The organism is Nostoc sp. (assembly GCF_036917135.1).
In the GTDB taxonomy this organism is placed as follows: domain Bacteria; phylum Cyanobacteriota; class Cyanobacteriia; order Cyanobacteriales; family Nostocaceae; genus Nostoc.
The window spans coordinates 20,878-33,270 of sequence record NZ_JBALEA010000089.1 but is presented as its reverse complement, the minus strand read 5'-3'; the positions used below and the strand labels follow the sequence as shown (position 1 = coordinate 33,270).

10 protein-coding genes are annotated in these 12,393 nt (G+C 40.5%); 3 read left to right on the top strand and 7 right to left on the bottom strand.

Going from position 1 to position 12,393, the window contains the following annotated elements:
• The first annotated feature begins 78 nt into the window (after positions 1–78).
• A complete protein-coding gene (locus V7K50_RS27755) occupies positions 79–1,140 on the top strand; it encodes a WD40 repeat domain-containing protein (protein ID WP_334965798.1) in 1,062 nt (353 codons plus the stop codon).
• 174 nt (positions 1,141–1,314) lie between these two features.
• Here V7K50_RS27755 and V7K50_RS27750 read toward each other — a convergent pair whose 3' ends face one another.
• Positions 1,315–1,452, bottom strand: a complete 138-nt coding sequence (locus tag V7K50_RS27750) for a hypothetical protein (protein ID WP_334803158.1) — start codon at positions 1,450–1,452, stop codon at positions 1,315–1,317.
• A 3-nt stretch (positions 1,453–1,455) separates the two neighbouring features.
• Here V7K50_RS27750 and V7K50_RS27745 point away from each other — a divergent pair, with 3 nt between their 5' ends.
• A complete protein-coding gene (locus V7K50_RS27745; protein ID WP_334965796.1) occupies positions 1,456–3,060 on the top strand; it encodes an NAD(P)H-quinone oxidoreductase subunit N in 1,605 nt (534 codons plus the stop codon).
• A gap of 151 nt (positions 3,061–3,211) precedes the next feature.
• On the opposite strand, the gene V7K50_RS27740 is transcribed toward V7K50_RS27745, so the two are convergent.
• The 6 genes from V7K50_RS27740 to V7K50_RS27715 form a co-directional block, all read right to left on the bottom strand.
• The gene (locus tag V7K50_RS27740; RefSeq protein WP_334965794.1) at positions 3,212–4,615 is read right to left on the bottom strand and encodes an ATP-binding protein; all 1,404 of its coding nucleotides are present in this window, start codon (positions 4,613–4,615) and stop codon (positions 3,212–3,214) included.
• A gap of 84 nt (positions 4,616–4,699) precedes the next feature.
• The gene (locus V7K50_RS27735; RefSeq protein ID WP_334965793.1) at positions 4,700–5,242 is read right to left on the bottom strand and encodes a methanogen output domain 1-containing protein; all 543 of its coding nucleotides are present in this window, start codon (positions 5,240–5,242) and stop codon (positions 4,700–4,702) included.
• Positions 5,243–5,549: 307 nt separating this feature from the next.
• A complete protein-coding gene (locus tag V7K50_RS27730; protein WP_334965792.1) occupies positions 5,550–6,593 on the bottom strand; it encodes a sensor histidine kinase in 1,044 nt (347 codons plus the stop codon).
• 6 nt (positions 6,594–6,599) lie between these two features.
• Positions 6,600–7,751 (bottom strand): FIST signal transduction protein, encoded by a 1,152-nt coding sequence (locus V7K50_RS27725; RefSeq protein ID WP_334965790.1) that lies wholly within the window; start codon positions 7,749–7,751, stop codon positions 6,600–6,602.
• A gap of 25 nt (positions 7,752–7,776) precedes the next feature.
• Entirely contained in the window at positions 7,777–9,096 is a 1,320-nt protein-coding gene (locus V7K50_RS27720) for a hybrid sensor histidine kinase/response regulator (protein WP_334965787.1), read from the bottom strand.
• Between the two features lie 1,269 nt (positions 9,097–10,365).
• Positions 10,366–11,067, bottom strand: a complete 702-nt coding sequence (locus tag V7K50_RS27715) for a response regulator (RefSeq protein ID WP_334965785.1) — start codon at positions 11,065–11,067, stop codon at positions 10,366–10,368.
• Between the two features lie 299 nt (positions 11,068–11,366).
• On the opposite strand from V7K50_RS27715, the gene lipA reads away from it, so the two are divergent.
• The gene (gene lipA / locus V7K50_RS27710) at positions 11,367–12,287 is read left to right on the top strand and encodes a lipoyl synthase (protein ID WP_334965910.1); all 921 of its coding nucleotides are present in this window, start codon (positions 11,367–11,369) and stop codon (positions 12,285–12,287) included.
• The last annotated feature ends 106 nt before the right edge of the window (positions 12,288–12,393 follow it).

The following is a 12,393-nucleotide window of genomic DNA, read 5'->3' as shown; positions in this document are numbered from 1 at the left end:
TAATAATTCTTCCTTGTCCTAGTCCCCCTAATTCCCAATCCCTAGTCCCCAGTCCCCAGTACCCAGTACCCAATAACTATGAACACCACAACCAGCAAATCTAAGGAATTTGAACAAAATTATTCGGGGACACTTTCAGATTATGTAACTGCGATCGCTTGGTCGCCACAAGGTAAAACTTTAGCAGCAACTTCTGCCGCCGGGGAAGTAGTTCTGTGGAATGATGGCGAACTCACAACCTTACAAACTGCTAACGGGAAATCCGTAGACTGTCTGGCCTTTTCACCCGATGGAAAATTTTTAGCCGTTGGCGGACAAGATGGACAGGTGAAAATTTGGCGCGACACCGAATTAATTGCCACCTTGTCAAATGCCCCCGCATGGATTGACAAGCTAGCTTGGAATTATACCAGTAACCAACTGGCTTTTAGTTTGGGGCGTTACGTCCAAGTCTGGGATGCAGATACTCAGGAAATTGTCGTGACACTAAATTTCGACAACTCTTCAGTACTGGGTATAGATTGGCGCATTGACGGGCAATATTTAGCCATTAGTGGTTATAAAGGAGTCAAGATTTGGCATAGTCAAAACTGGGATGAAGAACCATACAGCTTAGAGATGACTACTGTCAGTTTAGCGATGGCTTGGTCGCCCGATGGCAAATTCCTGGCTTCTGGCAATATGGATCGCAGTGTCAGCGTTTTGGAATGGAACAACCCCGACCCTTGGGTAATGCGTGGCTTCCCTGGTAAAATTCGCCAATTGGCATGGTCAGAAGCTATTACCAAAGTGGGTGCGCCAATACTGGCATCTTCTAGCGTTGAAGGTATTGTGGTGTGGGAAAAGCTAGAGGATGATACCTTGGGTTGGGAAGCGCGAGTATTAACAAATCATGTGGGTGTGATCAATGCGATCGCCTTTGCACCCAAAAGCTTCCTGCTCGCTTCTGCTGCTACTGACGGCTGGTTATGTTTGTGGAACAAAGCCAAGGAAGTATCCCAAATTATCACAGGTGTCTCAGCAGGATTTTCTAGCCTAGCTTGGCATCCCGAAGGTAACTTACTGGCCGCAGGCGGTGAACAGGGCGAATTACTTGTATGGTCAAAAGTTTTGCGGGGTCAAGGATTCGGGCGTAGTTAAAAAACCTTAATTTTATCTTAGGGACTGACAAGAATTAAATTACCCAATCTTGTGGGGTGGGCGACACGAGAGCCCGTATACAAGGGCTCTCGTGTCGCCCACCCCACAATAAGTAGTTGAGTATTTTTTTATTTGTCAGTCCCTTAGTCCGCGCAGTTTGTATAGCCGCGAATTCTATTGCCCTGGCTTCTTAGCGATCGCAATTTGTACCCAAGCTGTTAAGCTCTTGTTAAAAGAGCTAGTCTGGGGATTAGAAAACTTGCTAGAGTGAACAGAGTTAGCCTTGATGTCTAATCGCCAAAACCTATACATCTCATGGATTTTGCTAATATTGCATCCCAGTTGAACGCTGGAACGATTTTACCAGAGGGGATTGTTATTCTCACCCTCTTGGGGGTTTTGATAGTTGATTTGATTTTGGGGCGTACATCCGCACGCTGGATTGGATATTTAGCGATCGCAGGTTTATTTGCTTCGATTGTCGCCCTATATTTTCAATGGGACGCTCCTAATCCCATCGGTTTTACCGGCGGCTTTAATAGTGATGACCTGAGTATCGTCTTTCGCGGGATTATTGCCTTATCTGCGATCGCCACTATACTGATGTCAATTCGCTACGTTGAACAGAGCGGCACCCCTTTAGCCGAATTCATCGCTATTTTGCTGAGTGCCACTTTAGGAGGGATGTTTTTATCCGGGGCTAGTGAGTTGGTGATGATTTTCATCTCTCTAGAAACCCTGAGTATCTCCTCTTATTTATTGACAGGTTATACCAAGCGTGACCCCCGCTCCAATGAAGCAGCGCTGAAATACTTGTTAATTGGAGCTTCCAGTACGGCAATATTTTTGTACGGTGTATCACTGCTGTATGGACTATCTGGAGGACAAACTGAACTAAGTGCGATCGCTAATGGCATTGCCACAGCTAAAGTCGGTCAATCTTTAGGTTTAGTGATTGCCTTGGTTTTTGCGATCGCAGGTATTGGCTTCAAAATCTCTGCTGCACCCTTCCACCAGTGGACACCAGACGTTTACGAAGGCGCTCCCACCCCAGTCATCGCCTTTTTATCAGTCGGTTCCAAAGCAGCTGGGTTTGCCCTAGCCATCCGCTTACTAACAACAGCCTTCCCCCTTGTTGCTGACGAGTGGAGGTTTGTCTTCATTGCTCTAGCCGTTCTCAGCATGATCTTGGGTAACGTAGTCGCCTTAGCCCAAACCAGCATGAAACGGATGCTAGCTTATTCATCCATTGCCCAAGCTGGGTTTGTGATGATTGGCTTGATTGCTAGTACACAGGCAGGATATGCCAGTATGATATTTTACCTACTGGTTTACCTGTTCATGAACCTGTGCGCCTTTACCTGCATCATCCTATTCTCATTACGCACGGGAACCGACCAGATTGCCGAATACTCTGGCCTATATCAAAAAGACCCACTCCTAACATTGGGGCTGAGTATTTCCCTGCTTTCCTTGGGTGGTATTCCCCCATTGGCTGGCTTTTTCGGCAAGATTTACTTATTCTGGGCAGGTTGGCAAGCAGGACTTTATTGGTTAGTTTTGCTAGGCTTAGTTACCAGTGTCGTCTCCATCTACTACTACATTCGCGTAGTTAAGATGATGGTAGTTAAAGAACCCCATGAAATGTCCGACGCGGTGAAGAATTATCCACAAGTGCGTTGGGATTTACCTGGGCTAAGACCTTTGCAGGTCGGGTTGGTGGTAACATTAATTGCCACTACTATAGCAGGAATTTTGTCAAATCCACTGTTTACATTGGCCAACAATTCCATCTCCAATACCCCATTTTTGCAAGCAACAATCAACAGTAATGTAAAAGCACAAAACCTAGTGCTTTTGCCAAAGTTAGATTCGGTTAGTCAGTCTCAACCCTCAGTTGATTCTACTGCTAAGATTTAACCGAGTCTTAATCAAACTTTCTACTCAAAGACACGCCTGTTTGCTAATTAGCAGACAGGCGTTTCTCATATAAAGTACATCATTATCTGGGCAATTAAAGATAACACCCGAAACCCCACCCCGCTCAGGGTAACGGTTCTTTTATTATTTATTATGGGAATTTGGCAGACATCATATTAATCGGTATCCTAATTACAAATTCTGCACCTTTTCCGGGAACAGAAAAACAGCTAAGTTGTCCGTTATGTTTTTCAACTATAATCTGATAGCTTATGTATAAACCTAGTCCAGTACCTTTGCCCACATCTTTTGTGGTGAAAAACGGATCAAATAGCTTTGAGCGAACTTGTTCATTTATCCCCAAACCATTATCAGCAATAGTAACCGCTATCCAGTTTTCATCCATTACCTCAGTTTTAATTTGAATTTGGGGATTATTCTTTGGCAGTTTTCCATTGTCAGTAGTTTGTGAATCGACTGTTGACGACTTACCATTCTTTGCCAATACCTCCAGTGCATCAATGGCATTAGCAAGAATATTTATAAACACTTGGTTCAGTTGACCAGGGTAGCAATTTACATCGGGCAGTTGACTATATTCTTTGATGACTTTGATTTCTGGGTACTCATGGCTACCTTGTAGGCGATGCTCCAAAATCATTAAAGTACTATCAATTCCTTCATGGATATTAACTTGCTTAAGTTCTGCTTCATCCAGCCTAGAAAAGTTACGTAGTGATTTAATAATTTCCTGAATGCGTTCTGCTCCCACTTTCATTGACTGGAAAAGTTTAGTTGTATCTTGAATCAGGAAATTTAAGTCTATTTCTTCTATTTGCTGTTGGATTTCTGGAGAACTATTTGGACAAAATTGTTGATAAATTTGCACCAATTTCAGTAAATCTTGAGTATATTTATACGCGTGGTGAAGGTTGCCATAAATAAAACTCACTGGGTTATTAATCTCATGGGCGATACCAGCTACCATCTGACCTAAACTAGACATTTTCTCAGCTTGGATAAGCTGAGTTTGGGTAAGTTGCAGTTCATTTAGGGTTTCTTGTAAAGCAGTTGTACGTTCCTCAACCCGAATTTCTAGCTCTTGATTCGCTTTCTTCAGGGCTTCCTCTGCCTGTTTTCGTCTCTGAACCTCTTTTGCTAACTCATCGAGTTTCTCATTCAGGAGAACGAAATTACTGCTGGCTAAAGTTCTGTTTTCCAAGCGTAAGAGAATTAAAGCTGAAGATTTACAAGACCAAGGTTGAATAACGGCTCCTTGGCTACGACATATTAACGTTTGTCCATCATTCTTTCGTAAAGTCAAGGAGCCAATAACCATTGCCCTACTACTTGAACATGCTTGCAGGTACTTGACAATATCATTAGCAGATTCAGTTACAAGTTCAATGAGCATTTTCCCCCGCAGTTCCTTACGGTGTAACCCCAACATATCTGCTACTGGTTGATTGGTAGCTAACAACTGACCCTCTCCACTCACCAGGAGTAAAGGTTCTGGTAAAACTCTGGCAAGTTCAAGAAATTGTTCAGGAGTCATGGTATTTCCAATTTTGGGGTTTGACTCTACTTTATATATCTGCACTCAAGCTTGTATGCTGGGGTTGGTTTAGTACTGAAGGGTTTAGACAGATTCTAGTCCCCGAAAGTACTCTCGACCTTCTGCATCTTCTGCTTCTTCTGTAAGTTTTAAGTAAACAATAACTCTACATCCAGAAGCACCCTCTGCTATGGTCTCTTGTAATTCTACTTTCGCATATCCCAGATTATTAGCTGCGATCGTTCCAAAAACGTTTGAAGTCATCATACACATGGCAGGACGATTAAGTACTTTGTCACCAAATGGGCAGACACGATTGCCAAAGACAATTTTTTCATCATTCTGCTCAATTATATAAAAATCGCCCTGGATTCGTTTTTTTAAATCAACCAACACATCAGCTACCTGCTTACGAGAAAGGTTGGAGACTTCCAGGGCAGATTTATAATCTTGATTCATCTGTCTCCCCATCCTTTCACCAACTACGCTAATAAATCCAGAAGCTTCTTTTAAACCAACTACATCCTGTAAAGTGCCAGATAATTCTCTGATTAATGTACGTAAAAATACATCACGTTCTAAAGAGAGATTCAGTGTACCGATTGAGTGGTTAAGTGTATTGGTCATAAATTTTGAGAACACAATGTTGGGGCTACACGTCTAGAGTTCCCCAAAACTTCTCTAAACTAACTGCTTAATCTCTTTAATTCAGAGAATTTAATACTTGCTTTTATTTCTAATGAATGGAAATAGTCACCACAAATTATGAACCTTGACCTTGCTACATACAGTTACCTATTTTGGAAAGTCTCTTATAGCTTACATCCTCATCAGTAGTTCATTATGAAGCATGAATTATTATTTCACTATGACCTGCTAAAAAATCTAACGTTTTTTCCTAATATTAATTTGAATAATTGGTATATTTACTAGTTTAATAAATGGGAATAGTGATTATAAACTCAGAACCTTTGCCTAATACAGAATTTACTTCTAGAGTTCCTTTATGTTTTTGGACAATTATTTGATAAGCGATTGATAATCCTAATCCTGTTCCTTTTCCTACAGGTTTGGTTGTAAATAAATGGCCAAACATTTTTTGCTGAACATCAGCCGATATTCCCACCCCATTATCTTGAATCCGAATCGACACATGATTTTTATCTTCAGTTAGAGCCGTATGAATTGTAATTTTATTGGGATTTACCTTAATATCATTAAAACTCAGTCCACAGTTAGACTCTTCTAAAGCATCAATGGCATTTGCCAACAAATTCATAAATACCTGATTCAGCTGTCCTGGGAAGCATTCTACTAGAGGGAATTCTCCATAATCTTGAACTAATTCAATAGCAGGACGAATCTTATTAGCTTTCAAACGGTGCTTGAGAATGAGGAGAGTGCTATTAATACCTTCATGAAGATTAAACAGAACTTTTTGTTCTGTATCTGCTCTAGAGAAAATTCTCAAGCTGTTGCTAATGTTGGAAATGCGATCTGTACCTTCTCTCATTGAGGAAATGAGTTTAAGTAGATCCTCTCGCACATAGTCCAGGTCAATTAGTTCGATTGTTTCTTGAATTTCTTGAGACGGTTTGGGATAGGTTTGCTGATAGAGGTCAATGAGATGTAATAAATTCTGAATATACTCTTTAGCCGGAGCCAGATTACCTGCTATAAAGCCAACTGGGTTATTAATTTCATGAGCTACTTCTGCCACAAGACTTCCCAAAGTAGACATCTTATTCTGCATTATCTGAAGATTAAGAAGCATCGTTTCTAGCTCATAGCTTCTTTCTTCTAAGTTGTTTTGATATTTCTTTAATTCATCAATTACTTTCCTGAGCAATGATTCTTTTTTCTGATTTGTATCTTCGAGTTTTATTCTGTCTGATTCAGAGCGTTCCAATTGTTTTTGGATAATTCTATTCGCTTTTTTTAATTCCTTAATTTCTTGTTGATAATCCAGGATTTCCATCAGTTTTTACCGAGTTCCCAAAATTAAAGTTACAAAAGTTTCATTATGAAATTGCGTCTGGCTAATTCGATCTATAGGAGCAATCTCTCCATAAGAATAAAATCCGCAGGCAGGTAAATAGTCAGTCAGGCAAAGTTTCGTATTCTGATACTCTTCTTGTGCCCTTGTACCAAGTATTTGCCGACGAGCTACACATGAAAAAAATAAAACAGCACTCGGTTCTGCACCTGGGTAATTATCTAAGGCATTCATAAACGATGCTTTTGAAGCTGCCAGAATATCTTCATAAGCTGCTTCTGAAATTTGAATAATTGCTTGATCGGGAATATCTCCAAAAAATGTTATGCTACCAGATTCCTGATTGTAAGCAATAGGCGCTCTTATATAAAAACTGTCTCCATTTTGCTCAAATACTGCTAGTGGATATTCCATTGAGGGAGGAAGCGAACCTAAATAATGATGATAAAAATCTAAAGCTGGTTTACCATCTATTTGATAGACTATGTTCTTATCTACCTTAGTAATTTTGCTTGTTTGACCAATGGGATGCCAACCACTTGCAACAGCGTGAGAAAACAATATTCTGCCGGAAAAAAGTAGAATTGGTACAGAATCACTTAATACTTCTGTTTGAAAAAATTGATATGTATTTTGATATCTTGATTGATCGCCTGCCAAACCACCGAATATCGGCACATATTGACCAAGAGCTAGCTTTAAGCCATTCAATATAGAAACACCACTAGTTGTGAGGCTCTCTGGATGAGTTAAGCATAGCTTTGGAGGTGCGGCACTTTTTGCTTTAGCCTGCTCTACAGCTTGTTTAGTGGCAATAATTGGATCAGCTGAAACTTGGCGTCCAACTCCTGCGTGAATTTCAACTTCGTCTGAGCAAAACAACATCAAGGTGATTGAGTCCTGCTGAAAATCTAAGACTGAAGAAATTTCTCCATCTGTTGTTCCACCAATCAACTCAATCCCAGGAAAAGCCTGATAAATTTGCTGTAAAATCAGAGAATGTTCAAAGTCAATTGCAGCAAAAATAATCCCAGCTTTGGGTATATCTCCTGCAAGAGAACTGGCACATTGCTGAAGAACTTCTTCAACTGCTGATAGAGAATCTGGATCGTTACTATGAGCTACTACTGCCTTGAACATAAATTTATTTATTTCTTATTAATTATTAAATAGGAAGCTTGATAATAAACTCTGAACCTTGTCCTAGTGCTGAATTTATCTCCAGAGTTCCTCCATGTTTATGGACAACAATTTGACGAGCAATTGATAATCCTAATCCTGTACCTTGACCGACAGGCTTAGTGGTGAATAAATAGTCAAAGATATTTTGCTGGACATCAGCCGACATTCCCACGCCATTATCTTTAATCCGAATCAAGATATGATTTTTATCTTCAGTCAGAGTCGTCTGAATCAAAATTTGATTAGGATTTGCTTCAATTGCAATATAGGTGCGTCCTATATTAGACTCCTCTAAAGCATCAATAGCATTGGCTAATAAATTCATAAATACCTGATTTAGTTGTCCGATGAAGCATTCTAAGTCTGGCAAATTACCGTAATCTTTAGTTATTTGAATATCGGGTCGTTCCTCCGATGCTTTTAAGCGGTGTTTGAGGATCATGATTGTGCTGTCAATGCCATCGTGAATATTGCAAGAAACTTTGCGATCGCTATCTGCTCGAGAAAAGGTTCTCAGACTGGTACTAATGTTGCGAATACGCTGAACACCCTCTTTCATTGAGGAAATTAAATTAGGTAGATCGGCAAGTATATACTTCAAATCTATCGCGGCAATTTGCTCTTGAATTTCTGGAACCGGATTAGGATAATGCTGCTGATAGAGGTCAATAATGTTAACCATGTCTTGGAAGTATACTGAAGCGTGTCCGAGATTGCCATGAATGAAACCAACTGGATTATTAATTTCATGAGCAACTCCTGCTACTAATTGACCAAGGGCAGACATTTTTTCTGTCTGTACAAGGTGAAGTTGAGACTCTTGGAGGTCTTTTAATGCCCTAGACAAAGCTGCTGTCCTTTCTGCAACTCGTTTTTCTAAAGTTTTTGTGAGATTTCGTAATTGAAGATGGGTTTGAATTCTAGCTAATAATTCTTCTTCATGAAAGGGTTTGGTAATGTAATCAACTGCCCCCATATTTAGACCCTTTACCTTACTATCAGTATCAGAGTTGGCGGTCATAAAAATTACGGGAATATCACAAGTAGCTGAATTTTCTTTGAGCCTTTTGCAGGTTTCAAATCCATCTATTCCCGGCATCATTATATCCAATAATATCAAATCAGGTAGTCTATTCTCAACCTGGCAAATTGCCTTTTTACCCTCATTTTCTGTAATGACTTTAAAGCCTACATTAGTTAATATGCCAAAGACAATTTCTAGATTTGTAGTGGTATCATCCACCACTAAAATTAAATTATCTTTTGGTTCATAAAGTATTCTCATCTCTGGCTTGTCATTCATATACTTAAATTAATTTTACTTCTTGTTCACTATTGCCCTGCGATCGCAGCTCAGTCACTTCTATTTTGTTCGCAGACTGACTGGCTTTCTTTCGCGTCTGACAATCCTATAGTTCCCAAAAACTCTGATAACAGCAACATTTTCACAATAAATTACCCATAATCGACTATGAGTGCGATCGCTACAGCATAGACATTAACCACCAATCTTCACTTTCACCGGAGTTGAACATCCTCTTTTATGAAGGCGATCGCTCTGAAATTAGTCATTATTACCCTTGTTATTTTATAAAATAAGCGCTACTCGGAACAATATTGTTGATGTCATAACTTAACTTTTTCAGTTAATCAACAGCGTTTCTCATGAAGGAACAGACACAGATATAGCTACTTTTATTAAAAAATATAATTCCAAATAAATACGGTTATTTTTTTAATAAAAAATATTGAAAAATAGCCACATAGCTCAATACGGTTCAGTTAAGCCTAAAACTATTTATCAAAGTCACTTTTTTTAACGTAGACGCTTCTCTACGAGACGCTACGTGTAGCTTGCTTCCACGAAGTGGTACGGCTTCCCGCAGGGTACCGCAGAGGAAACAGAGAGAAAGGAGAAATAGAGAGGGTTTTTGGGTCAGTTTTGGGACATTTTTTTATTTGGAAGTCTCTAGTATTAGCAACCGTCTTGTCACACTATCAGTTCGCATTAGTTGGTTAGCAACTAGAGCAACCTCAGCGTCAAGCTTTTACCCGTGCGGTATCCAATACTATTAACATTGCAGATTATGCTCATAATTGTTGTTTCTATGGCTTACTATTGCCATACGAAGACTATCCACATTATGAAATAGGATTTTTTATTGTTTAATTTATATGATAAAATATGATTTTTTAATAATTATCTGGAACTATGTAATTTTGGAAAGGCTAACTTTGGTATAAAACTATAAGGTTTCCAAAGATATTGCTACCAGATTCATCTGGTAAATGTTTGCTATTGCTGCTTTCAATTTGTGGACTATCTTTGAAGTTTTGATACAGATTTTGGATTAGGGCTTAGGTAAAGAACAGCCGAAAAGAATTATTTCCAGGTAGGGGCAATTCATCAATTGCCCCTACGTATGGTTTTTTGTTTTTTTGAATTTTGTTGTCAATGATGATTTGTCAACATAAGTGTTTTTGAACTAACTATTTTTACCAGCTTTTAATCGGACACCCGTTATTAAAGACGGTGTATTTTTGGCTGCGATAATAATAACGAGCACAAATACTACTTGATTTTTTGTTTAATAAAAGTCACAACCTGAGTTAGTTGTTTCTTCAAACCATCAATTTCTGCTTGCATTTTGACAATTTTTTCATTCAACACATTAATTTCTGCGTCGGAGACTCCTCCAGCAATAGGAGTGGCGTTGCTTGCCACCGTAGGCATCCCACTATTTGCAGCAGTAGGGGTAGCTTTGCTTGCCGCCGTAGGCATCGCAGTATTTGCAACGCTAGGGGCTACTACCGTACCATTGGCGACGCTAGAAGTTTTAATTGTGCTATTTTTGACAGCAATCGGCGCTCCTACGGATACTAGTTCTGGGCGTGGCTGTTTTGCCTTGGTCATAGCTAACTTAATTGCGTTAATTAGTTGCTTCTGATCAAAAGGCTTGCCCAAAAATTCAAAATATTCAAATGGTTCTGTGATTTTCTCCGTTACCTCTTCCTTGCGACCAGACATGATCACTAAAGGAATTTTCCTTAACTCTGGATGGGCTTGAACTTGCTGAAAAACTTCCCAGCCACTCATCTTAGGCAACAGGAAATCCAGCATAATCAGGCTGAGTTTTTCCTGAAGGATGAAATTTAGTCCTTCCACACCGTCTTTTGCTTCCAGTACCTCAAAATTGCCCGGAGGCAACATTTCTCGTACTTTCACCCTGACAACTGTAGTGTCATCGATAACTAAAATTTTGTTGCTTGCCACGACTGTTTGCTCTAACAGAAACTTTAAGTGTAAATAGCGACTTTGCCGATTGTCCTTGAGAATCCTCCCACTATATACAAAATTTCTAGCAATTGGGGGATAGTATATTTCGGTATAAATGACATTGTTAGAGGTGTTTTGTAAAACTTTTGCTGGCGCTCTTTTCAATTTGGATCATGGTGATATTTAACGCCGAGCGAAAGTCCCCACCCTCAATGTACTGATATGGTGGGGATGGACTGCGGTCAACGATGAATTGACAGACCACTACTCTATATCCACATCTTGCTTGGATGTCTATGATTTCGTCACAACAAGCCGAATTAAAGTCTGAAATTACGGCAATGCCTAGCTGGTTACGTCGCCCGATTGGTAAAGCCAGTGAAATCTCTACCGTACAACGCATTATTAAGCAGCGCCAAATTCACACGATTTGCGAAGAAGGGCGCTGTCCCAACCGGGGAGAGTGCTACGCCCAAAAAACTGCAACTTTCTTACTAATGGGGCCTACCTGTACACGTTCTTGTGCTTTTTGTCAAGTAGATAAAGGTCATGCACCGATGCCTCTTGATTTAGAAGAACCCCAAAAGGTAGCCCAGTCCGTGCAGCTTTTGGGGTTGCGTTATGTGGTGCTGACTTCTGTAGCCCGTGATGACTTACCCGATCAGGGTGCAGGGCATTTTGTGAAGACGATCGCGACTATCCGCCAGTTGAACCCAGAGACTCAAATTGAAGTGCTGACCCCAGATTTTTGGGGTGGTGCTGGTGTTGGGGAATCAGGTCAACGCCAGCGTATAGCGATGATTGTGAAAGCCAAACCAGCTTGTTTCAATCACAATATTGAGACAGTGCAACGGTTAACTGGGCCAGTGCGGCGGGGAGCCAAGTACGATCGCTCACTCTTGGTACTAGCTATGGTCAAAGAAATCGATCCGACAATTCCCACCAAATCAGGTTTGATGCTAGGCCACGGAGAAACACTGGATGAAGTTGTTGAAGCAATGGCTGATTTAAGGGCTGTAGGGTGCGATCGCTTGACTATCGGGCAGTATATGCGACCATCTTTAGAACATTTGCCAGTCCAAAAATATTGGACTCCAGAGGAATTCGATCAACTCGGCAGATTAGCATGGGAAATGGGATTCAATCATGTTCGTTCTGGGCCTCTGGTTCGCAGTTCCTATCATGCTGGTGAGGAGGGAGTGCGGAGTAGGGAGTAGGGAGCAGGAAGCAGGGAGCAGGAAGCAGGAAAAGAAAAAATAACCAATCCTCAGTCCCCAGTCCCCAATTCCCAATCCCCAATCCCCAATCCCCAATCCCCAATCC